Annotated in this window: 20 protein-coding genes; 11 read left to right on the top strand and 9 right to left on the bottom strand. The window is 61.1% G+C overall.

Annotation, left to right across the window (positions count from 1 at the left end; translation table 11 throughout):
• Window positions 1-155: 155 nt before the first annotated feature.
• Window positions 156-941 carry an SDR family NAD(P)-dependent oxidoreductase gene (locus tag AB4Y34_RS24830; protein ID WP_368717515.1) on the bottom strand — a complete coding sequence of 262 codons (786 nt, stop codon included), beginning with the start codon at window positions 939-941 and terminating at the stop codon, window positions 156-158.
• 129 nt (window positions 942-1,070) lie between these two features.
• Complete coding sequence (locus tag AB4Y34_RS24825; RefSeq protein WP_368717514.1) at window positions 1,071-1,970, bottom strand: LysR family transcriptional regulator; 900 nt, start codon at window positions 1,968-1,970, stop codon at window positions 1,071-1,073.
• A gap of 221 nt (window positions 1,971-2,191) precedes the next feature.
• On the opposite strand from AB4Y34_RS24825, the gene AB4Y34_RS24820 reads away from it, so the two are divergent.
• On the top strand, window positions 2,192-3,784 hold the full coding sequence (locus AB4Y34_RS24820) for a methyl-accepting chemotaxis protein (RefSeq protein ID WP_368717513.1): 1,593 nt from the start codon (window positions 2,192-2,194) through the stop codon (window positions 3,782-3,784).
• Window positions 3,785-3,794: 10 nt separating this feature from the next.
• On the opposite strand, the gene AB4Y34_RS24815 is transcribed toward AB4Y34_RS24820, so the two are convergent.
• Genes AB4Y34_RS24815 through AB4Y34_RS24805 form a run of 3 tightly spaced genes read right to left on the bottom strand, consistent with a single transcriptional unit; the run spans window position 3,795 to window position 7,602 of the window.
• Window positions 3,795-4,508, bottom strand: coding sequence for an alpha/beta fold hydrolase (locus AB4Y34_RS24815; protein WP_368717512.1), 714 nt, complete (start codon window positions 4,506-4,508; stop codon window positions 3,795-3,797).
• A 32-nt stretch (window positions 4,509-4,540) separates the two neighbouring features.
• Window positions 4,541-6,136, bottom strand: coding sequence for a GMC family oxidoreductase (locus tag AB4Y34_RS24810; protein ID WP_368717511.1), 1,596 nt, complete (start codon window positions 6,134-6,136; stop codon window positions 4,541-4,543).
• A complete protein-coding gene (locus tag AB4Y34_RS24805; protein ID WP_176378411.1) occupies window positions 6,133-7,602 on the bottom strand; it encodes an aldehyde dehydrogenase in 1,470 nt (489 codons plus the stop codon). Before AB4Y34_RS24805 ends, AB4Y34_RS24810 begins: the two co-directional genes overlap by 4 nt.
• Window positions 7,603-7,824: 222 nt before the next feature.
• Between AB4Y34_RS24805 and AB4Y34_RS24800 the strand changes: the two genes are divergently transcribed.
• Complete coding sequence (locus tag AB4Y34_RS24800; RefSeq protein WP_368717510.1) at window positions 7,825-8,805, top strand: LysR family transcriptional regulator; 981 nt, start codon at window positions 7,825-7,827, stop codon at window positions 8,803-8,805.
• Between the two features lie 13 nt (window positions 8,806-8,818).
• Here AB4Y34_RS24800 and AB4Y34_RS24795 read toward each other — a convergent pair whose 3' ends face one another.
• Entirely contained in the window at window positions 8,819-9,772 is a 954-nt protein-coding gene (locus tag AB4Y34_RS24795) for a GlxA family transcriptional regulator (RefSeq protein WP_368717509.1), read from the bottom strand.
• A gap of 201 nt (window positions 9,773-9,973) precedes the next feature.
• Between AB4Y34_RS24795 and AB4Y34_RS24790 the strand changes: the two genes are divergently transcribed.
• From AB4Y34_RS24790 to AB4Y34_RS24770, 5 genes are all read left to right on the top strand, one after another.
• The gene (locus AB4Y34_RS24790) at window positions 9,974-10,402 is read left to right on the top strand and encodes a carboxymuconolactone decarboxylase family protein (protein ID WP_176378414.1); all 429 of its coding nucleotides are present in this window, start codon (window positions 9,974-9,976) and stop codon (window positions 10,400-10,402) included.
• Window positions 10,403-10,441: 39 nt separating this feature from the next.
• A complete protein-coding gene (locus tag AB4Y34_RS24785; RefSeq protein ID WP_368717508.1) occupies window positions 10,442-11,425 on the top strand; it encodes a phytanoyl-CoA dioxygenase family protein in 984 nt (327 codons plus the stop codon).
• Window positions 11,426-11,666: 241 nt separating this feature from the next.
• The gene (locus AB4Y34_RS24780) at window positions 11,667-12,584 is read left to right on the top strand and encodes an NmrA/HSCARG family protein (RefSeq protein WP_368717507.1); all 918 of its coding nucleotides are present in this window, start codon (window positions 11,667-11,669) and stop codon (window positions 12,582-12,584) included.
• 155 nt (window positions 12,585-12,739) lie between these two features.
• A complete protein-coding gene (locus AB4Y34_RS24775; protein WP_368717506.1) occupies window positions 12,740-13,552 on the top strand; it encodes an alpha/beta fold hydrolase in 813 nt (270 codons plus the stop codon).
• A complete protein-coding gene (locus tag AB4Y34_RS24770; protein WP_368717505.1) occupies window positions 13,549-15,132 on the top strand; it encodes an AMP-binding protein in 1,584 nt (527 codons plus the stop codon). The genes AB4Y34_RS24775 and AB4Y34_RS24770 overlap by 4 nt, the downstream gene beginning before the upstream one ends.
• A 15-nt stretch (window positions 15,133-15,147) precedes the next feature.
• On the opposite strand, the gene AB4Y34_RS24765 is transcribed toward AB4Y34_RS24770, so the two are convergent.
• From AB4Y34_RS24765 to AB4Y34_RS24755, 3 genes are all read right to left on the bottom strand, one after another.
• A complete protein-coding gene (locus AB4Y34_RS24765; protein ID WP_368717504.1) occupies window positions 15,148-16,023 on the bottom strand; it encodes an enoyl-CoA hydratase-related protein in 876 nt (291 codons plus the stop codon).
• A 42-nt stretch (window positions 16,024-16,065) separates the two neighbouring features.
• Window positions 16,066-17,019, bottom strand: coding sequence for a spirocyclase AveC family protein (locus AB4Y34_RS24760; RefSeq protein ID WP_368717503.1), 954 nt, complete (start codon window positions 17,017-17,019; stop codon window positions 16,066-16,068).
• Between the two features lie 96 nt (window positions 17,020-17,115).
• A complete protein-coding gene (locus AB4Y34_RS24755; RefSeq protein WP_368717502.1) occupies window positions 17,116-18,327 on the bottom strand; it encodes an aminoglycoside phosphotransferase family protein in 1,212 nt (403 codons plus the stop codon).
• 256 nt (window positions 18,328-18,583) lie between these two features.
• On the opposite strand from AB4Y34_RS24755, the gene AB4Y34_RS24750 reads away from it, so the two are divergent.
• From AB4Y34_RS24750 to AB4Y34_RS24735, 4 genes are all read left to right on the top strand, one after another.
• Entirely contained in the window at window positions 18,584-19,387 is an 804-nt protein-coding gene (locus AB4Y34_RS24750) for an SDR family NAD(P)-dependent oxidoreductase (protein ID WP_368717501.1), read from the top strand.
• A 111-nt stretch (window positions 19,388-19,498) separates the two neighbouring features.
• On the top strand, window positions 19,499-20,305 hold the full coding sequence (locus AB4Y34_RS24745) for an SDR family NAD(P)-dependent oxidoreductase (protein ID WP_368717500.1): 807 nt from the start codon (window positions 19,499-19,501) through the stop codon (window positions 20,303-20,305).
• 50 nt (window positions 20,306-20,355) lie between these two features.
• A complete protein-coding gene (locus tag AB4Y34_RS24740; protein ID WP_368717499.1) occupies window positions 20,356-20,676 on the top strand; it encodes a 2Fe-2S iron-sulfur cluster-binding protein in 321 nt (106 codons plus the stop codon).
• Between the two features lie 39 nt (window positions 20,677-20,715).
• A partial coding sequence (locus AB4Y34_RS24735; RefSeq protein WP_368717498.1) for a cytochrome P450 occupies window positions 20,716-21,555 on the top strand: 840 nt, incomplete at its 3' end.

Here is a 21,555-nt window from a genome sequence, read left to right as displayed (position 1 = left end):
GGTCACGGAAAACTGTTATGCAACAAGTCGTTCAATTAATGGCGTCGGTGTTTTCACTAGCCGTGAAGGGATAGACCGAATCGCATGCGCGAGCGGCCCGTTGCACACATGGTCATGTGTGCAACGGGGGTCGGCAATGAGACGCGGACGAGCAATCAGGAGACCTGGAAGCCGCCATCGACAGCGAGAAGCTGTCCGGTGACATAGTCCGATGCCGGCGACGCGAAGAACAGCACCGCCCTCGCGATATCGGAGGCGACACCGATGCGACCGAGCGGCATGCGGCCAGGCTGCGTAATCGGCCCGTGGGCCTGATGAACCTTCGTCGATGCGGCCGCGCCCTCCGTTGCCACGCCGCCGGGCAGCACTGCGTTCACGCGAATTCCATGTGGTGCGAATTCGAGAGCTGCGACCTTGGTGAGGTTGTTGACACCCGCCTTCGATGCGCCGTAGTCGCCGTTGTCGAAAATCACCGGCTGCAGCGAAGCCACCGACGAAATATTGATGATCGAACCGCCGTTTTTGGCACCCTGCATCCGCTTGATCGCTTCGCGCATGCACAGGAAGGTGCCGCGCAGGTTGACGCCGAGCACCTTGTCCCACTTCTCGGCCGACGTCTCGACAAATTGCGTCTTCGGATAGATACCCGCGTTGTTGACGAGAATATCGAGGCGCCCGAGCTTCGCCTGCACGGTTTCGTACATCGCGAGAATCGACGCTTCATCGCCGATGTCGACTTTGACCGCGATAGCCTTGCCTGACGCGCTTTCGATCTGTTTGACCGTCTGCTGTGCTGCTTCCTCGTTCAGATCCGCCGCGACCACCGCCGCGCCGGCCGACGCTAGCAGCAGGGCCGTCTCACGTCCGATGCCCGAACCTGCCCCTGTCACCACCGCTACTTTCTGATCGAGATTGAATAGACTCGCCACATTCGTGCTCACTGCTCCTCCTTTTGGCTCGCGTCGCGAGCAAGTTATTTTCTGAACGTCATTCGGAAAAATAAACGCCCCGTTTGAAGGTGTCAAGATAAACGAGGATGCGCATGACGGAAGGAGCAGCTACTGCGGGTATCACGTAGCAGTCGACGACGCGATTTCACGCATGATGTCGAGCATTGAACGATGATAGGGCTTGTGAGGCCTATCCGCCCACACCAGCGACACTTCGGTTTCGCCCGAAGCTGGAACATCCTCGATGTCGATGTAGGCGACACCCTCCACGGGCAAGTAACGCGCCGAGTTCAGCATCAGGCCGACACCCAGTTCGTGAGCCACCAGATTGAGCATCGTATAAGGATGGCGCGCTTGCTGGGTCACGCGCGGCGACAGCCCCGCCTCGCGGCGCGCGGCCTCGAACGCGGCGAAGAGCGGCTGCGACATCTGCTGAGGGAACATGATGAGCGGATATCGCGCGAGATCCGCGATGCGAATCGAACGCTGCGTCGCCACCGGCCACTTCGCCGGAACCGCGGCGACCACACGCAGACGCTCGATGACCACGCTTTCCAAACCCGAGACGTCTGCGGCGCTGGTGACCACCACGCCCAGGTCGATGCTGCCGTTTTTCACGCTGGCGACGGTCAAAGCACTGCCGCGCTCGATCAACCGGACGTCGACACCGGGCCATTGCTTGCGGAGCCCCTGAATGGCTAGCGGCATGATTCGAACCGCGCACATCGGCACGAACGCAACGCTCAAACTCGCCAGTTCGTCGGCGGCTTGCCGCACGCGCCGCTCGGCCAACTCGGCTTGCGCGATCAGTGGCTTCGCTTCCGCGAGCAACGCGGCTCCGGCGGGCGTGAGCGAAACGCCTCGCGGTGTGCGTTCGAGCAGTTTGATACCAAGCTGCTCCTCCAGCCGCATGATCGACTGGCTGAGCGGCGGCTGCGCCATGCCCAGTCGCGCAGCCGCACGGCCAAAGTGCTGGGTCTCCGCAACCGCAACGAAATGTCTGAGATGCCGCAATTCCATGAGCTGATATGACTTTGATATCGAGTGTCGCCAGCATATCGCCTTTGTCCCATTGCGGGGCACTGCGGACGAACCCTGGTCACATTGTTGAACGCGGGGGCCCCAACGACATCTCGGGTGCTCCCCCAGCTTGACGTCAAGCAGCGATCCACATACATTTTAGAATGACGTTCTACAATACGAATAATAACCAAAGACAGCTCGGGTGAGCTTGGACAGATATGGGGCAACAGGACAATACGAATCGCGATTACGAGCTACAGGACCATGAGCTGATGGTCTGCTGCGTAGGCGTGCAATCTCAGGTGGTCTATACGAACCCGGTTTATCAGCGTGTCACGGGCTTTTCGCTGCAGGAACTCCAGGCTACGCAGGGAGCGGACCGCATACGCGACGTTCCCCAACCGGTACTGGCCGACCTCGGTGCGGCTGTTAGGCAGGGCAAGCCCTGGAGCGGACTGATCAAGCTCGCTTGCAAGCGTGGCACCCTCGTGTGGTGCCGTTTGAACATGGCGCCACTCGTTTCGCACGGACGATACATCGGCTCCCTAATGGTTCTCAGCAAGCCGGTTCATGGTGAGATCGAGCAGACCGAAGCACTGTATCGACGTTTTCGCTCTGACCATGACGGAAAGCTCGGATGGGAGCAAGGGCGCATCGTGCGCCGCGGCATCGTTGGCAAGGCCGCCGGCCGGATTCGCTCGGTTGGTCTGAAGCGCTACATCTGGGGCGTCCTCGGCGTGCTCGCCCTGGTGGACATACTCGGACTGGCGAGCTGCGCTGACGGTCTTTCCTCGTTCTCGTTCGGGAGCGAACTCGCCGCACTGATTCTGCTGACCTCCGCTGCGGGGGTGTTCCTGTCTCGCGTCATCGCCGCCCCGTTGCAGGAAGCCGCGCGAACTGCGATGAAGATTGCCGCAGGCGATCTGAGCGCCACGTGCCACAGCGTTCGAAGCGATGAAATCGGTGATGTGCTCCGAACGCTGAATCAGGTCAGTATCAACATGCGTGCCACCGTGCTCGACGTCCGTAATGGCGTAAAGACCATGCAACAGGCAACGAACGATATTGCCGCGGGCACGTTCGAGCTTTCCGGACGAACGGAAACGCAGGCCAGCAGTCTCGAAGAGACGGCTGCTTCGATGGAGCAGATCAACTCGACGGTGGGTCACAATGCCGACGCAGCCAGACAGGCGAGTAGTCTGGCCGCCCGCGCGAGCCAGGCGGCCGAAGATGGGGGACGAGTAGTAGATCAGGTCATCTCGACGATGGAGAAAATCACGCAGTCGAGCAGCAAGATTTCGGACATCATCTCCGTCATCGATGCCATTGCCTTCCAGACCAACATTCTGGCCCTGAACGCCGCGGTCGAAGCCGCCAGAGCCGGCGAAGACGGACGTGGGTTCGCCGTGGTAGCGGGCGAGGTCCGGAATCTCGCTCAACGCAGCGCGCAGGCCGCAAAGGAAATCAAGGCGTTGATCACGCAAAGCGTCGAAACGGTCGAAGGAGGATCGAAGCTGGTCGATTCGGCAGGCAAGACGATTGCCGACATCGTCGCGCAAGTTCGTGGCGTAACCAATCTGGTCAGCCAGATCGCGGAGGCATCGCGAGAGCAGTCGGCCGGAGTCAGTCAGGTCAGCGTTGCGGTAGAACAGTTGGACCGCATGACGCAGGTGAACTCAACGCTCGTTCAGCAGCACACGGCCGCAGCCGATAGCATGAAGCAGCAAACCCAGCGACTCGCCGAAATGCTGTGCGTTTTCACGCTTTCCCGCGACGAACGAAACGCGCTGCTGAGCGGAACTGCCGCGTAAAGCCGGAGTGCTAGATGAACTGCAGCAGAATCCGGGCGATTGCCGTCGGATTTGAAAGCATGGCCATATGGCCTGCATCGATTTCGAGTATGTCGATGGGTTGCAAGGTCGCGATCGTCCGGTCCTGCGCATCAGGCGTGAATGCGACGTCGCGCGTCAGCTTGACGAAGGTGCGGGGAATAGCCGGTGTTACTCCGGCGAAAGGCACACACTCCAGCAATGGTGCAATCGAGTCTGCAACGACAAGTTCGCAAGTCGCGTCGGCCAGCTCGGCGGGCATGTCATTGCAGAACAGATAGCGCGTGAAGTCTTCGGGTGTCTTTTGCTGGACGATGTCTCCAGCGTCCCGGCTATTCAATAACACCGTCCTGATCTCCGGCGTCATAGCTTCGACGTTGCTCATTCCCTCGGGAGCAATTGGCGCCGAGACGAACACCATGCGTTTAACGCGCTCGGGCGCCAACGCGGCGACGGCACAAGTCACCGAGCCGCCCATCGAATGCCCCACCAGCACGGCGCGCTCAATGTGGGCATCGTCCATGTCGTGGAGCACGGAGCGCGCGTGCCGCTCCAGCGTCATCCCCTCCAGCGATTCACCGCGATAGCGGCCGCGCCCCGGCAGGTCGAAAGCGATTGCGTTTCCCTCGAGTTCATCTACGACCGCAGTCCAGCAATCCGCTGCAAAATGACCGCCGTGTACCAACACTACTTTGGGAATGCTCATGTGCGCGCTCCAGATCAGGTAAATCGTCCAGATCAACCCGCGATAATCATTTCCGCCGCCTTCTCGGCCACGGCGATCGTCGCAGCGTTCGTGTTGCCCGAAATGATGTTCGGCATGACGGATGCGTCGACCACGCGTAGCCGCTCGACACCGCGAACCCGCAACCGGGTGTCCACAACGGCCATGTCGTCGGCTCCCATCCGGCAACTGCCTACCGGGTGGTAGCCGATGCCCACGCGTTGGCGCACGTACGTCTCCCACGCACTATCGCTTTCAGGCAACGACGCAGGTTCATGATCGCCGATCACGTGTCTCGCCAGCGGGGTTGCGGCGAACACCTCGCTCACAAGACGGCTGCCCTTGATGGTCAACGCAAGATCGCGTGGATCACCAAGCAACGCATGCTCGATGACCGGCTTCGAGTACGGATCGGGATCCTTCAGGCGGATACGCCCGCGGCCGTGGGGTCTCAGCACCTGCGAGCCGATCGTCACGCCTGCCTGCTTCGCGAGCGCGGGATGTCCGCCGACGAAAGCTATCGCCAGCGGCAGGAAGCTCATGGCAATGTCCGGCTCGGTCAGTTCGGGTGCGCTGCGCGCGTAGGCCATCGCGTGGACGGCTATCGAGGTCAGAATCCCTCTCTTTACCGTTGCATACTTCAGCAGATGTCCCGCGAGACGCAGGGGACCCACCATTGTGTTGTACGTCGGCACGTCGGTCAGTCGGCTCTGGGAAACCCCGCAATGTTCCTGCACATTACGGCCGACGCCGGGCAGATCGGCGACGATCTCAACACCCATCGCGGACAGATCGGCACCGGTGCCGATGCCAGATCGCAGCAACACGCCGGGCGAAGCGATCGTTCCCGCACTCAGCACAACTTCGCGGCGAGCGGTAAAAGTGCGCCTCTCGCCTGCGACAATCACCTTGACACCAATCGCCCTCCGTTGTTCGAAGAGCACATGGTCCACGACCGCGTCAGTCGTGACAGTGAGATTGGGCCGATCTAGCGCAGGTTCGAGGTAGGCCTTGCGAGCGCTGCAGCGTTTGCCCTTCCGGGTCGTGCCATAGACGATGAATGATCCATGCACGTCGCCTGCGCAATACTCGGCACGCGCTGGCATGCCGCAATGCCCCGCAGCCTCGAGAAAGGTGTGAGCCAATGGATGCAGTACGCGCGGCGGCGAGACGCTCAGCGGACCATCAGAGCCATGCGCCGGGGACGCGGGACCGGTGAAATTCTCCGACTTGCGGAAATACGGAAGTAGATCGTCGAATCCCCAGCCCGGGCACCCGCTGTCCCGCCACGCGTCGTAATCTCCACGCTGGCCACGGATATAAACCATCCCATTGATGCTGCTGCTTCCACCTAGCGCCTTTCCCGCTGCCCATGTCGTCACGCGCGCACCGGCGGAGGGATCGGGCGCGGTCGGATAAATCCAGTCCGCCTTGGGATTGCCCATCAGCGCGAAACTGCCGGCTGGCATGTCGAAGAGAAATCCCTTTCCTTCCTTGCCCGCCTCCAGCAGCAACACACGTGTCGAAGGATTCTCGCTCAATCTCGCCGCAACGACGCACCCAGCCGAACCGCCGCCGATCACGATATAGTCGAAAACGCTTTCTCTCATCGCTTGCCTTCTCTGCGCGCAACGAAGACGTTCTTGAGCTGCAGATACTCCTCCATACCGGCCCAGCCACCCACCCTGCCGAAGCCGCTTTGACGGTATCCGCCGAACGGCGCGACGGGTGCCATCGACGCGAAGCCGTTGATGTTCACGTAGCCCGCGTCGAGGCGCTCGGCGAATGCGTGCGCCCGGTCGAGATCATTGGTGTGCAGATAAGCACCGAGCCCGTAACGCGTACCGTTGGCGATCGCCAGCGCCTCTGCGTCATCGGCAAACTGAGTGATCGACAACACGGGACCGAACACCTCGTTCTGTTCCAATGCACTCCCGGGCTGGACATCGGCGAACACGGTCGGCTGGATGAAGAAGCCGTCGGCCAGTTCGCCGCCCAATCGCTCGCCGCCCGCAACCAGCTTCGCGTCGCGTCGCGCTTGCGCGATGATGCCGAGGATACGATCGCAAGCCAACTGGCATATCACCGGTCCAGCGACAGTGCCGGAATCGAAGGGATCACCTACCTTCATGCTGGCAGCCACCGCCGCGGCGCGCGCCACCATTTCGTCGTAGCGGGATCGGTGCACGAGCAAACGGGTCGGGTTCACGCAACCCTGCCCGCTCAGCCCCAATGCGCCATACACCGCCTGGATCGCTGCGGCGTCGAGATCGGCGTCTTCGAAGACGAGATTGGCGGACTTCCCGCCCAGTTCCAACGCGACCGGCTTCAGACATGCCGCCGCTGCCGCCATCACACGCCGCGCGACGCCTTCACCGCCCGTGAACGTGACCTTGGCGACGTCGGGGTGAGCCACGAGCGCCTCGCCAGCCTCGGCCTCGCCGGGCACGACGTTGAACAGGCCCGCTGGCAAGCCGGCCTGATGCGCGAGTTCAGCGATTCGCAGCGCGACGAAAGGCGCAAGCGCTGGCGGCTTCAGAACGACGCCATTGCCGGCCGCGATTGCCGGCAGCGCCATCATGCAGGTCGCCATCAGCGGACCGTTCCAGGGAATGATGACGCCCACCACACCATAAGGCTCTCGCCGGGTGTAATTGAAGCCCGGCGCCGGATAGGACTCGCCGTACGAACCCTCGATCTTGTCGATCCAGCCCATGTAGTGATCGACCCAACCTAGCGCCATGTCCATCAGCGGCAGTCCCACTGGAATGCCGGACTCCCGGGCACCGAGAAATGCCAACTGCTGCTGGTTCGCTTCGAGCAGCTCGCCGAGGCGCCTGAAGCATCGTGTCCTCGCGCGCGGCCCCATCTCCATCCACACACGTTGGGCCGCCTTGGCCGCCTTGACGGCGTGGTCGATGTCGCTCGCGCTAGCCAGGCGCACAACGGCCTGAGGACGCCCCGTCGAAGGGTTGACATGCTCGATGGCGTCGCCATCACCTTCGACAAATGCGCCGCCGATAAAGAGTCGGCCGGGGACGTCGAGCGGGTGTTGGTGCGAGGGGGAAAGTGACATGTGCTGTTCCATTGAGCGTTTGACTTCTGGAGGCAGAAGACGCGTGCAGGAACAGACGCCGGGCGCGCCGTCGTGGTCGGTGGTGTCGTCTCCTGAACGTTATGCTGGCCGGCTGGCGCGCGACGCGAGCCGGCTCTGATAAATGCGATTCTAGCGATGGCCCATGCTTTACACTGCTTACCGAACGGAACATCTAGAGTGACTTTTTTTCATTAATTGACGATGCCCGAAATCCGAAACCTGCAGCCTTTCGTTCAGGCCGTCCGTTGCGGCAGCTTCATCGCAGCGGCCACCCGGCTCCAGGTCACACCGCCTGCCGTCAGCAAGAGCATTGCCGCTCTGGAGCGTGAACTGGGCGTGCGCCTCTTCAACCGGACCACCCGCAAGCTCAGTCTGACGAGCGAAGGGCGGCAGTTCTTTCAACGCGTGGCGCCGTTGTTGAGTCAACTCGACGAAGCCGTCGCGGATGTGCGGCGCAGCCCTGAGCATCCGGAGGGGATGATCAAGGTTTCGGTGACGCCCACGTTCGGAAGGCATTGCCTGACCCCGGTGATCGCGGAGTTTCTGCAACGCTACCCGCTCGTCGAAATCGACATCAGCTATGACGAGGTTGCGCCAAGTCTGGTCAATGACGGTGTCGACGTCAGCATTCAGCATGCGCGCGGACGAGGAACCAACCATGTCTCCCGTCCGCTGTGTGACTACCCAATCGTACTGGTCGCGAGTCAGGACTACCTCGAACGCAAGGGCGTGCCGCAATCGCCAGATCAACTGGCCGCACATGACTTCATCGGCATCCGGATGCCTTTTGGGCTCGCGGCGCTTCATCTCGAACGCTTGCCCGGCGGTACGCGAAAACGAACCAATCGCGGGGAAAAGGCGTTCATCCATCATCCCCGCGGCCGCCTCACCGTCGCGGGTCAGCCGGATACCAGCCTGATCGCCGCTCTCAGCGGCGCCGGCATCACGCCGTCTTCGGTGCCCGTGGTGCTGCCGTATCTGCACTCCGGAGCGCTCAAGATCGTGCTTCCCGACTACAGGGTGCGCGGAGACGAGGCGGAGGGTGTGGGACCACGCATTTACGTGCACTATCCCCACCGCCAGTATCTGCCCGCGAAAGTCAGGGTTTTCGTGGACTACCTGCTCGAACGCTTTCGGACAACCGATTTCGGCAAAGCGCAACTCGACAGATATTCGGCCTGAGCGCCGGCCGCCTTCACTCGCGGTCGGTGCCGCGCCGCCGATACGCGGAAGGACTCGTCGAAACGTGCTTGCGAAAGATGTTGCGAAATGCGCGCACGTCCGAATAGCCCACCATGACGGCAATCTGCTCGATGGAGATCTGCGTGTTGCGCAGCATCCTCTTGGCAGACTCGATGCGCAGCGAACTCGCATAGGCACGCGGTGTCACGCCCAAGCTACGTGTAAAGCGACGCAGCAACGTGGCATGACTGACGGCGAGGAGGTCCGCCAGCTCGCTGATCTTGAAGTCCTGAGCGAAACGCTGCGCGAGCCAGAATTGCGCGCTGCTCACGAGCGGATCGTCGCTCGTCAGGCGGCCTTCCTCGCGCTCGCCGTCGGTGCCGGTCGTCGATGCGAGCCATTGGGCGGTGTGCGGCGATATCGCACGATCGACCAGACGGGCCACGAGTTGCCACTCGCTTGCCGGCACGCTGCAAGTGTGCACGCCGTCATGCTCGGCGATCGTGGAACCCGGGTCCACGCGCACCTTTGGAAAGCGCGAGCGGAACAGGCTTCTGAGCACTCGCGGGACCGCTGCCGGGCCACCGTCGAGCAAGCCCGCCTGCGCGAGCAGCGCCCCTGCCGTGCCGCTTGCTGCCAATACTGCTCCCCGCGCACGCTGCCAGCGCAACCAGTCCGTCACCGGCTCCGCGTGGTCGAGGAGCGTAACGAGTGCCTCTTCACTGGCGACCGCAAAAGCCGGGACATAGACGATGCGGTACTCGGTATCGCCGAGCAGGTTCCCGTCACTCTCCATCCTTCGTCCGCCGGCGAACTCCAGGTCGTTCCCGTTGGCGCCGAGAAGACGCACCTGGGTCTTCATCGTGTGCCGGTAGGGAGGAGCGAACTGCCCAAATATGTGTCGTGCGATCAGCGCGAATCCGTCTACGAGCGCGCCGACGCTCGATAGATAACTGCCTGGCAGCACGAGCGCGGCAACGTCTTTTACCGGTTCAGTCGGAGCGGCGGGCTTGCGAATTTCGATCCCCCAATATGCAGATTTTGATCCTCTTTCGCCGCGATCTTAGCACGCATCATCGTTGCTATCGCCTGCCACCAGAACGGCGGGGAACGCGGAATCGCATCCGCTGCCAATAGCCGCGCCGTCGCGGTCAAACAGGAGACAGAAGTGAAGAACCTCGAAGAAAAGCTTGCCTACGGTTTGAAGGTATTCGGCGAAATCATGGGTGAAGACAAGGCAGCCGGCTTGCGGGCCGCGAGCGAGTCCACCGGCTTCGGATCCGACATTTCGCGCCTTGCCGTCAACTACGCGTTCGCGGATGTATGGGGCGACGACAAACTCGAGCGCAAGCAGCGCAGCCTCGTCACGCTGGGCATCCTCATCGCCAGCAGGCAGACGCTCGAACTGAAGAACCACGTCCGCATTGCCGTGCGCAACGGTCTGAGCGCACGCGAACTCGAAGGTGTACTCATGCAGGCGCTCCCGTATGTCGGCTTTCCTGCCGTCGCCTCCGCTACCACGGCGGTTCTCGAGACGCTGCGGGAACTGGGCATCGACACCACCACCCGCACCTCGGAAGAACGCGGCTTGCTGTAAGGCGCCATCGGAGCGCCCCGCGATCTAAGGAGACAAGTTATGAGCACACCAATCGTGGATATCGTGCCGGCAATGCGCGAATTCAACGTTTCCAACGACCTGATCGGCGATCACACCGCGCTGCAAGCACGATGGGACGAAGACGGCTACCTGTTTTTCCGCGACGTTCTGGACCATGAGCCGCTGGAGCGCATGCGCGGTCTGCTGGTTGACCACCTCGACAGCCACGGCTTCGTGGACCGCAACGATCGAGACGTGCGATGGACCGGCAAAGAACGCGAAAACTTCAGCTTCTTTCCTGTGAAGGCGATGAATGAACAGCGTGCCGCACGCACCGTGATGGAAGACCCGGCGATTCGTGCGTTCTTTCAGCGGCTGTTCGGCGTACCGCTTTACTGGGTGCCGTTCACCGAATACCGCACGTCGCCGCCCGCTATCGACAAAAGCCGCACGCGCTTCGACTTCATTCATGAAGATGCCATCTACAGCGACCGGCTCGATTTCATCATCTGCTGGATTCCGCTCAGCGATATCGATGCGCAAGTTGGCGGGCTGGCCGTAGCGGAAGGATTGCACAAGCTTCCGTGTCTGCACAGGAAAGACGGCGACAAGATCATCCCGATCGATCTCGCTAGCGTGCCCGAAGATGCATGGCGCCGCACGAACTACCGCTTGGGCGACGTCCTGTTGATGAGTCGGCGCACGCCGCACTCCGGCCTCAGCAATCATTCGGACCGTTTTCGTCTTTCTCTCGACACGCGCATTTTGCCGCACGGCGGAAGTTTCCCGTTCGAGCCGCGCCTGCCGTATGTGGGGACGCTGACGTCGATCGCATCGGGCCAGATCGTCGTGCGCGACGCGCATGGCGAACATGTGCTGCGACTCGACGAGACGAGCTATCTGCGCGGTTTCCAGGGCAACCGTCTGCGCGGAGACGAAATCGCCGACGTTTATCAGCCGGGCTGCGAAGTGATCGTTGCGCATGAAGGCGGCCTCGTTCAAACGCTGCGGCCGCAGCACTGATCGTCGTATCAGACGCGAAGACGAGGCATCGTCTTCGCGCCACCTCACGCCTTACGTTTCCAAAGCATCGGCTCACGCTCCGCTCGCACATAAATTGAACATCGTGCTAATATCAGAACGCGTGCTTCGGAGCACGAGGCCGCGCATCTGCAATCACTGTCACCGGGATCAGCGGCATCGCGCGCGAACCGTCCAGGCATGACCCGCCTGGCCTGCGTATCGTTCGACCACGGGACAAGTCATGATCGATTCATCCGACGCGGTACTGGTCATCGGCGCCACTGGCATGCAAGGCGGTGCCACGGCTCGGCATCTCGTTGCGGCTGGGCGCAAGGTGCGTTTCCTGACGCGAAATCCAGACTCGCCGGCTGCGCGTGCACTTGTCGAAATGAATGCGCAGGCGCTACAGGGAGATCTGGACGACAGCGAGTCCCTCGAAAAAGCGCTGGAGGGCGTCGGTTCCGTCTTCTCCGTTCTCCTTCCTGATTTTGATCGCAGCGACAGCGAACGCCGCCAGGGCTTTGCGCTCATCAACGCAGCACGTAACGCGGGCGTCGCGCAGTTCGTTCATACCTCGGTGGCGCAGGCGGGCAATCACGAGACGTTTCCCGGCTGGAACGACAAGCGTTGGAACCGAAAATACTGGACGGACAAATGGGAGGTCGAAGAGGCCGTTCGCTCGGCGGGTTTCGAATCGTGGACGGTCTTGCAACCCGCATTCATGATGGACAATCTGGCTGAGCCGAAAGCAGCCGCGATGTTTCCGCACCTGCGCGAAGGCCTGCTGCTCACCGCATTACTACCCGACGCACGACTCGACTGGATTGCCGCCGACGACGTGGGCGCGCTCGCGACCAGCGCGCTAAACGATCCGCAACGCTGGCACGGTCACACCGTGCCGCTGGCGTCCGAAAAGCTCACGATGTCTGAAGTCGCGCAGCGCCTCGCCAACGTAATGGGTGTACAGATCCGCGTTTCGCACGTATCACCGGATGAAGCCAGAGCAAAGGGACTCTTACCGGGATGGGTGAATGCACAGGAATGGATCAACGCGGTCGGGTATCGCGTCGATCTCGACGAGCTTTCCGAACGTGGTGTCCAGCTCACTCCGATGGTGGACTGGATCGATGCGAATCGACAGCGCATCGCACTCGCATAGCGGTCGTTGCGAAGCAATCGATCTGTCGCACGCGCGAGAAGTCCTTCGTATGTCATTTCGTTCCGCACCGTCCGTCTGTGAACCGGTGTGGGCAAGCCCCAGGCAATGGAAAATCCACAATGAATGACCGTGCACCCTCATGGTTCGATGGCGCGATGACGCAGCCGCGTCGATCCCACTTCACCGAAGGCAGCGGGGTTACCGTGCATTATGTCTCGTGGAATGCCGCAGACACAGCTAAGCCGCCCCTCGTCTTCGCGCACGGCTTTCTTGGGCACGCGCACTGGTGGGACTTCATTGCGCCGTTCTTCACCGATCGCTTTCGCGTTTTCGCCTTGGATTTCAGCGGCATGGGGGACAGTGCCTACAGGCAGGAATACAGCGCCGGCATTTTCGTGCGCGACCTCGTCGCCGTCGTGGATGCAATCGGCTCTGGACCGTGCGTCGTGGTCGGCCACAGCTTTGGCGGATCGCGTCTGCTTCAGGCGTGCGCGACCTTTCCCGATCGTCTCTCGCATGCAATCGTGCTCGATTCGTATTTCATGCTACGCGGCGACAACTTGCCTGCGGTGGAAAGACGGCCGCCGCCACGCCCCTATCCGGACTGGCATACCGCCGTCAGTCGGTTTCGACTCATCCCTGAACAAGATTGCGAGCCGTGGCTGCTCGAGCATCTCGCGCAAACATCGCTTCGTCGAACCGCTGACGGTTGGGTATGGCGCTTCGACCCGAAGCTGCGGGTTCTCCAGCCGGTCGAAGGCGAAGAAGACCTGCTGAGTCGCATCACAGTACCCGTCAGCTATGTTCACGCCGAGTGCAGCAGCGTGGTCAGCGCCGATCGCGCTCGCCGCATCGTGGATGCGATTCCCGGCGCGAAGGGCCCCATCACGATGCCACGCGCAGGCCATCACATGATGCTTGACCAGCCACTCGCGCTGGTGAGCCTGCTACGAGCATTGCTGGCATGAACCCCGACATGCGAGAACCGATGACAACGCCGTGGTCGACCGAGCAGCCGCTCGCGGCCCTGATTGCGCACGCGGTCGAAAAGCACGGCGCCACTTCGCTGCATTTTCATACCCAGGGCGGTGCCTACACTTGCACCACCCGGTCCCTGCTGCAAGACGCGAAAGAGATAGGCCGGGCGCTGAGAGCCATCGGCCTGCGTCGAGGCGATGTGATCGCGATACAACTGCCCACGCAGCGTGAGACTGCGCTGCTGTATCTGGCTGCACTCGAGATTGGTGCGGTGCTCGTGCCAATCGTGCACATCTACGGTCCCGCCGAAGTCGGCTTCATCCTTCGACAATCGCGCGCCCGATTTCTTTGCGTGCCCGACTTTTGGTTCGGCACCGACTATCTGGAGCGTGTCGCCGCGCTTGGCAACACGCCCGACCTCGAGCGCGTTATCGTCGTTGGCGATCGGGCGCCCTCGAACGGCATCACATTTGACGCGCTGCAACGACTCGCCGCGACAACGCATGATCAGCGCCCTCTCGACCTGCCAACGTCGGAAGATATCTGCCTGCTGCTGTACACGTCGGGAACGACAGCCTCGCCGAAAGGAGTGCAGCACTCTCATCGCACCGTAGGCGCAGAGTGGCAGATTCCGTTCATCGACGGGCCAGGGCCGTATATGACGCCCTTCCCTGCTGGTCATATTGCAGGCTTCAATTTCCTGTTGCGTCCGTTCATAACCGGCACCGAGATGGTGTTTATGGACCGATGGGACGCCTCACTTGCCGCGCGACTGGTCGATGAGTATCGCGTGCGCCTTTCTGGCGGCACACCGTTTCATCTCCAGGCACTTCTAGAAGCCGCTCGCCGCGACGGGCGCAGTTTGGCGTCCCTCGTGTCTTACGGCCTGGGCGGCACAGGCGTCACGCCGGAGCACGTCGCCATCGCCGACCACGCCGGATTCGCCGGAACCCGCGCTTACGGGCTGACCGAGCATTCGACAGTGAGCGTCGGATGGGCCGATTCTCCCTTTGATATCCGGGCCTGCACGGACGGCCGCATTCAACCCGGCTCGCAGGTGCGCGTCGTCGACGAGTTGGACAGCGACCTGCCTACGGGACGCGACGGTGAGATTCTGATCAAGGGACCGGAGTTGTTTGTCGGTTACACCGATCCGGCGCTCAATGCGACCGCGTTCACGCACGATGGCTGGTTCCGGACCGGCGATATCGGCCGCGTCGACGAAAGCGGCTGCCTGACCATCACGGATCGCAAGAAAGACATCGTCATTCGCGGGGGAGAAAATATCTCGTCGCTCGAAGTAGAGCGAGTGCTCGCCACGCACCCGGCCGTGCGCGATGTCGCCGTCGTCGCTCAGCCAGACGCACGATATGGCGAAAGAGTCTGTGCGGTCGTCGTCTTGCACGAACACACCTCGCTCGATCTGAGCGCAGTCCAGATCCACTTTGCCGCTGCGGGTGTGGCGAAGCAAAAGACGCCGGAACACCTTTGCGTGGTTTCGGAACTGCCGCGTACGCCTTCAGGAAAGGTGAAAAAAGGCGATTTGCGCAAGCAGCTTGCGGCGCAATAGTGGGTCGGTCGATGCTTATCCAGCGGGGCCGTCGTGGCGAGGCTTAAAAAACCGATCTCGCTGCCTTGGCACCTCATCGGACGAAATAAGCCGATCATAGATCGCACGCGCTGCGGCCATACCCGCATCGAAATCGGCCGACTCGGCCGCGGCTGCGATGGCATTCAGACACTCGCTTTTTACCGCCTCGCTACAGCTGAGGCGTGAGCGCGCCTCGGCAACCACGGAAACCGGATCGCAATCGGGCAACGGCAGCCGGCGAATCAACGGCAATGACGTGCTCCCTACCTTCTCACGCGCCAGTTCTATCGCAACGCGCAACAGGTGCTCCTCATCGCCCTCGACGATCCGGTCGAATAACGCGGTGCCGCGGAACGTTCCTGCGCGCACGATCTGAGCGCCAAGAATGAAATCGATCGATTTTGCGAGGCCCAGCACGCGCGGCAAACGCTGCGTGCCGGAAAGAGGGATCACGCCGAGCTTGCATTCGGGCAGACCGATCTGCGCACTGTCCGCGACCACACGGTAGTGGCACACCAGCGCGGTTTCCAGGCCGCCACCAATTGCGAACCCGTGGATAGCGGCTACCACCGGCTTGTCGCTCGCCTCGATCACCGGATGAACATGCATCGACAACGCTGGCGCAGCCGTTGCAGCAGAAGTGCCGAATTCGCGAATGTCGCCTCCCGCCGAAAAGCCGCGTCCACTGCCCGTAAGCACGATCGCGCGAGCAAGCGCATCGCGTTGGGCTGCGTCGAACGCAGCGACGAGTCCACGGCGGAGCCTCAGCCCTAGACCGTTGACCGGTGGATGGTCCATCGTGACGATAGCGATGTCGTCTTCTACACGATACGTTACGTCGGCGAAGCGCTGCGGCTGGCAATGCGTCATCTGTTATTTGTTATGGCGTTTGACGAGGCCGATAAGGTGCGGCTAGCGGCTGTTCGCAAGCCAGCTTGGCATATCCGCTGGCCACGGATCGGCGTACACCGCGTGCACACCCATCGCGGTCGTGTAGGCCAGGTTCAGTACGTTGCAAAACGCGATGAAAGCCAACACCCGAAGCGCCGTGCGAACCGCTGGATGACATTCGATACGATCGACGCCTCGCTCGATGGCCGTATGTCCGTTCTTGTCGACGCTCAGCAAAAGGAAGGCCGACGCCACGAAAGCAGACGGAAACAGCAAGAACTCATAGACCGGAAACTGGTAGTAGTGACCACCCCAGAAAGAAGCGCTCTGGAACGCCCCCGGCCACGCGTCGAACCCCATGAACCGGCTGGCAGCGATGTCGAGCAAGCCCATTGTCATCCAGATCACGGCGAAGCCCGCGAGCGCGAGTCGTACGTTGCCGGCGCGAGGCCAACACTTGCGGGTCGCACGCATCGCCCACAACGCCACCACGGCGGTGCCCGTGAAGGTATAGAAGTAGCTTGGCGCGTCGATCAGAATCGGTTCGGCGATGCGAGCATGCGACGATTGCCAGAATGGAATGAACCGGCACCAGCAGCCGAAGTTCAGCGCATAGGCGTTATAGGTGAACATCGGTCGAAGAAAGTCCAACCACGGATCAAGCCAATATGCTGAGAGCCAGCCGATCATCATCAAACGCACCGCGTCGATGCGGCGACTCTTGACGATTCCGTAGACATACCAGATCGCTACTGGAATCAGGATCAGCACGCTGACCCACTGGTAATGGTCGATCGTCGCTTTCACGGACTCTGGAATCGGATCCGCGCCCAATTCCACGGGGCGGAAGTCCTCTGAACGAATCCACGCCACATAGGCGCGGATTTGTGCAAAAGCGAAAAGCGCACCGAGCGCTGCCCACGCATACACCCTATGCCAGGTTGTACTGCTGCGCGGGGCGACCATTTCCGACATGCGTTGCCTCCTTCATCACGCCGTCATTCACTTATGTGAATGCTGATCGCCAAAATGTACTCCTACCGATGTGGCTACGTCAAGCGCATACGCAGGTTATCGGCCCATGAGGTCGTGAATCTCGTGATCGAGCGCCGCCATCGCGAACCGAGGCGCAACTGCGCAATTGTTGACTTCCGCCTGCCATTCCACGGGATTCACAAGCCAGAAGAACAGCCCATAGACGATGTGGCGCCGGTAAGCATCCAGCGCGCTTCCAAATGACGGCGGCTTGTCTACGCCGTGAAAAGCGAGCCGCTCGAGATAGTATTCGAGCAACTCACGCTCCCATCGCGGCCGATCCGCGATATCGAGTGCCGATATCAGGAAGTACGTGACGTCATGGGCCCACGGTCCGCGTCGATACGACTGCCAGTCAAGAAAGCCGGGCGTGCCGTCGCAGTCGAAATAGAGGTTGCCGAGGTGTACGTCGCCGTGAAGAAACGTCATCGGCCCGATCCGGTCGAAAGCACGCAGATCGAGGAGCGCCTGCTCCATCCAGTCACGATCATGAAACCGCTTAGGCACTGCGGCGCCGCGCGGCAACTGTGTATAGCTGGCGAACACATCCGGTTTTAGCTGACCCCAGTGATACGTGCCCGCCTCGCCGTCGGGCAGCGGGTCCTGCGCCGCGAGCCAGCCCAGTTCGCCACCGTTCTCGAGCGCCGGCGATTGCCAGAACTGCGCATGCCACCGCGCCTGGGCATCCAGATTTGCCGCTGCCTGCGCAAACGTCAGCGGCCGCTGCACGCGACAGAATTCCACTTGCCGAGAACGTAGATCCTCGAGGATCACGATTGACTGCCCGCTTCGACTGTCCGTCTCTGCATAGAAGCAGGCAGGCACATTCGCAAGTAAGCACGGATGGACTTCCTTGAAGAATCTCGCCTCGTATTCGTATATGTAGGCGTTCAGATTGCGATACTCGGGAACGAAGCCACCCTTGACGATCAGAGACTCCGGCATGCCAAGCTCGCGTCCTCTTGCGTTGTAAGCGAGACGCACCCTGACTTTGGTCGCCGTGCCGTACATCACGTCGTCTATAGCCAGCGATTCAATCGCCACGCCCTCGTGGCACTGGGCGAGCGCCGAGGTCAGCCATGAAGGTGTGATCTCCTCGACCTGCAACGGAAGCCTGCCGGCCTCTGAGTGTGGCCCGTGTGATTCCGCCAGGGCGAGGCTTTTCTTCGCAACACTCATCTTGACGCGCTCCTGTGAGTTCCGTGTGCGTTCGTGCTCGACATCGTCCACGCGCATGTTGCGCGGCACGTCTGAAGGCTCGCAACGAGGGAAATCCCGGCTGGCATTTTCGTTTCTTTTTTAGAACGACGTACGCTTTCCTGCGCACCACTTCAAACTCGTCTGCTAACACCGCGCCGAGCCGGCTTCATTGCTACGGATCGCGAGTGCGCTGGATTAGTGAAATTTCTTCACTCTAATCGTTCCATCCAGTAACCATCTTCTATTGGGTGTTGTGGCTAGAATTCATAAAAAGGCCTAAACCGAGCCCCCAGGAGACAACTCGATGACCACGACCGTGCTTGAACGGCTATTCGGCATTAGCGGAAAAATCGCTGTCGTTACCGACAAGGGACGCAATTCCAGCATCGATATTGCGCCGGTGCTGGCCGAGGCCGGCGCACGAGTGGTAGTCGCGGATCACAGTCCGGCGCATATGCAACCGGTCGTCGACAAAATCCATTCGGTGGGCGGCGAGGCAATCGCCATTGAGACGGACGTGGAACGCGAAGCCTCGGTGATTGCCTTATTCGACCAGGTCAAGGCCACGTGGGGCAGCCCGGACATCGTAGTCAATTGCGCGGCGATGACCAATAACGGCCCGCTTACAGAGTTCTCAGAAGCCGCCTGGGACGAAGTCATGGCGATCGACCTTAAGTCTGTGTTCTTTTGCATGCGAGAAGCGATCAAGCACATGCTCGCCGCAGGACGGGGTGGACGCATCGTGAACGTCACCACCATGGGCGCCACGCATGCCGTGCTCAATGGCAACGGCGCTTATGGCGCCGCGCGCGCCGGTGTCGCGGGGTTAGTGCGGTCCGCAGCACTTGACTATGCCCGCGACCGGATTCTCGTCAACTGCGTGCTGCCCGGTGCGGTGCCCGGCAAGGTTCAGTTTCATCCGGATATGCAGGCTCGCCTTAAGACAGGACAGCTTACGGGACCCGGTACGGATGCTGAGCGACGTCTGCCGCTCGGATGGGGCGACCCCGCCGATATCGCCGCCGCGGTGCTGTATCTCGCGGGGCCATCGGGCCGCTATATGACGGGCCAATCGATTACGCTCGACGGCGGATTTCTGATTAGCTGAAGGCGTCGGCGGCTGCCGCGAATCCTGGGTCGGCGGTTCACCGTGGCACTACGACGACTGAAGCGAACCGAATAGCCCGACCTCCATCGACCAATCAAACCGGAGCATTTCATGTTTAGCGAAACGCAGATCGGCGCGCGCCTCGCGCAGATTTTCAATCTCACGGGCAAGACTGCCGTTATTACCGGCTCTGCGCAAGGTCTCGGCCGCGAGACGGGGCGACTGCTTGCCGAGGCCGGCGCCAATGTCGTGATTGCCGACCTGAACCCGGATGCCGCTTCCGCAACCGCAGCAGAGATCGAAGCCAACGGCGGCATCGCGATTCCATGCAAAGTCGACGTTGCCGACGAAGCGTCCGTCAAGGCACTCTTCGCCGCCGTCGATGCAAAGTTCGCCGGTGTGGACATTCTGATCAATAACGCCGCGCACCGTTCGAAAGCCGAATTCTTTGAAATGTCCGTCGAACAATGGGATCAGATGCAGGACGTCACACTGCGTGGCACGTTTCTGTGTTGCCGCGAGGCTATCACGCGTATGAAGGCAAAGGGCAGCGGTGGCTCGATCGTCAACATTTCCTCCGTTGGCGCACTTCGACCCACGCTGTGGGGCGTCAATGCCCATTACGACGCTGCGAAGGCTGGCGTTGATAGCATCACGCGATCACTCGCCAGCGAGTTCGCAGCCGATGGCATCCGCGTCAACTCGATCCTCCCAGGCGGCATGGCCAGCGAAGGCGGCAAGAACATCAGCGCGACCTTCAAGATTCGAGGACCCATCGTTCGTGCGGGCCGGGTGCCGATGGGACGAATGGCCGCCCCGATCGAGGTTGCCCAAAGCGTGTTCTTCCTCGCGAGCCCTGCCGCAAGCTATGTCACCGGACAGATCATCGCCGCGGACGGCGGCTTCACGGTTAGCTAGGTAACTGCCACTGCGTGGCTCGCCCGACTGCAAAACATTAGGACACGGAAATGCCAAAGATTACGTTTATCGAGCACGACAACACCGAGCATATCGTCGATGCGATTGCCGGACAGTCGTTAATGCAAGCAGCAATCGACAATTCGGTGCCCGGCATCCTCGCGGACTGCGGGGGCTATTGCAATTGTGCGACTTGCCATTGCTACGTCGACGATATGTGGACCGCAAGGATTCCGCCTGCGAAACACGCGGAACTCGACATGCTGAGCGGCGCCATCGATACCAACAACAACAGCCGACTCGGTTGCCAGATTCAATTGACCAACGATCTCGATGGATTAGTCGTCCGGCTACCCGCTTCGCAAACCTGACGAAACCCACGACGAAAAACCTGTTCGCGGAGAACACACATGTCTCATAGCGCGGTCCCACTCGTTCCAGTTCCCGACCATGTTCCTCCCGAACTCGTGGTGGATTGGGATTTCAGCAAGCCTCCCGGCGGCGAAGCCGACATCGTCGGCGCCTGGAAACGTCTGCACGATGGTCCGGACATCATCTGGACGCCGTACAACGGCGGTCACTGGATTCTCACGCGAGCGGAAGACATCGAATTCGCGCAGCGCAATCACGATCCGTTCTCCATGCGCGAAATCACGCTGCCCGCTAGTACCACAATGCAGATCTTGCCGCTCTCGGCCGATCCGCCTGAGCATGCCGACTATCGCGCACTGATCAACCGCTTCTTCGCGCCGAAAGTGATACGCGACATGGAAGGCGAGATCCGTAAACTGGCTGTCTCGTTGATCGAAAGCTTCCGGGAAAGAGGCCGATGCGAATTCATGGCCGACTTCGCGATGAAGTTTCCCATCACGATCTTCATGCGGCTCGTGAACCTCCCGCTCACCGATCTGGACGATCTGCTTGCGTGGACCGAGGCGAGCGTTCGCGCCAACGATCCCCAGCGTCGCGAATGGTCGCAGCGCATGCTGTTCGGCTACCTGGAGAGCATCATTCGTGAGCGCCAGAAAGAGCCGGGTACGGACCTGATCAGCGCGATAGTGAATGGAACCGTATTCGGCAGGCCCCTCACGGAGCAAGAGATCCGCGGCATGATGGTCAACGTCATCTTCGGCGGACTCGACACTGTCGCGTCCACCATGGGCTTTGCGGTGCTCTATCTCGCTCGCAATCCCGCGCATCGTCGTCAGCTGGCGGAACACCCGGAGCTGGCGGGGAACGCGGTGGAGGAA

It is taken from the genome of Paraburkholderia sp. BR10954 (genome assembly GCF_040965775.1).
GTDB classification, from domain to species: domain Bacteria; phylum Pseudomonadota; class Gammaproteobacteria; order Burkholderiales; family Burkholderiaceae; genus Paraburkholderia; species Paraburkholderia youngii.
Note: the sequence above shows the minus strand (reverse complement) of the source record. Positions and strands in the feature narration are given on the sequence as shown.

Bases quoted from the DNA above. Each gene is read 5' to 3' on its own strand.
- AB4Y34_RS24825 (WP_368717514.1), bottom strand. From the start codon at position 1,970: ATGGAATTGCGGCATCTCAGACATTTCGTTGCGGTTGCGGAGACCCAG.
- AB4Y34_RS24770 (WP_368717505.1), top strand. From the start codon at position 13,549: ATGAACCCCGACATGCGAGAACCGATGACAACGCCGTGGTCGACCGAG.
- AB4Y34_RS24785 (WP_368717508.1), top strand. From the start codon at position 10,442: ATGAGCACACCAATCGTGGATATCGTGCCGGCAATGCGCGAATTCAAC.
- AB4Y34_RS24815 (WP_368717512.1), bottom strand. From the start codon at position 4,508: ATGAGCATTCCCAAAGTAGTGTTGGTACACGGCGGTCATTTTGCAGCG.
- AB4Y34_RS24765 (WP_368717504.1), bottom strand. From the start codon at position 16,023: ATGACGCATTGCCAGCCGCAGCGCTTCGCCGACGTAACGTATCGTGTA.
- AB4Y34_RS24760 (WP_368717503.1), bottom strand. From the start codon at position 17,019: ATGTCGGAAATGGTCGCCCCGCGCAGCAGTACAACCTGGCATAGGGTG.
- AB4Y34_RS24780 (WP_368717507.1), top strand. From the start codon at position 11,667: ATGATCGATTCATCCGACGCGGTACTGGTCATCGGCGCCACTGGCATG.
- AB4Y34_RS24800 (WP_368717510.1), top strand. From the start codon at position 7,825: ATGCCCGAAATCCGAAACCTGCAGCCTTTCGTTCAGGCCGTCCGTTGC.
- AB4Y34_RS24745 (WP_368717500.1), top strand. From the start codon at position 19,499: ATGTTTAGCGAAACGCAGATCGGCGCGCGCCTCGCGCAGATTTTCAAT.
- AB4Y34_RS24810 (WP_368717511.1), bottom strand. From the start codon at position 6,136: ATGAGAGAAAGCGTTTTCGACTATATCGTGATCGGCGGCGGTTCGGCT.
- AB4Y34_RS24740 (WP_368717499.1), top strand. From the start codon at position 20,356: ATGCCAAAGATTACGTTTATCGAGCACGACAACACCGAGCATATCGTC.
- AB4Y34_RS24750 (WP_368717501.1), top strand. From the start codon at position 18,584: ATGACCACGACCGTGCTTGAACGGCTATTCGGCATTAGCGGAAAAATC.
- AB4Y34_RS24820 (WP_368717513.1), top strand. From the start codon at position 2,192: ATGGGGCAACAGGACAATACGAATCGCGATTACGAGCTACAGGACCAT.
- AB4Y34_RS24775 (WP_368717506.1), top strand. From the start codon at position 12,740: ATGACGCAGCCGCGTCGATCCCACTTCACCGAAGGCAGCGGGGTTACC.
- AB4Y34_RS24805 (WP_176378411.1), bottom strand. From the start codon at position 7,602: ATGTCACTTTCCCCCTCGCACCAACACCCGCTCGACGTCCCCGGCCGA.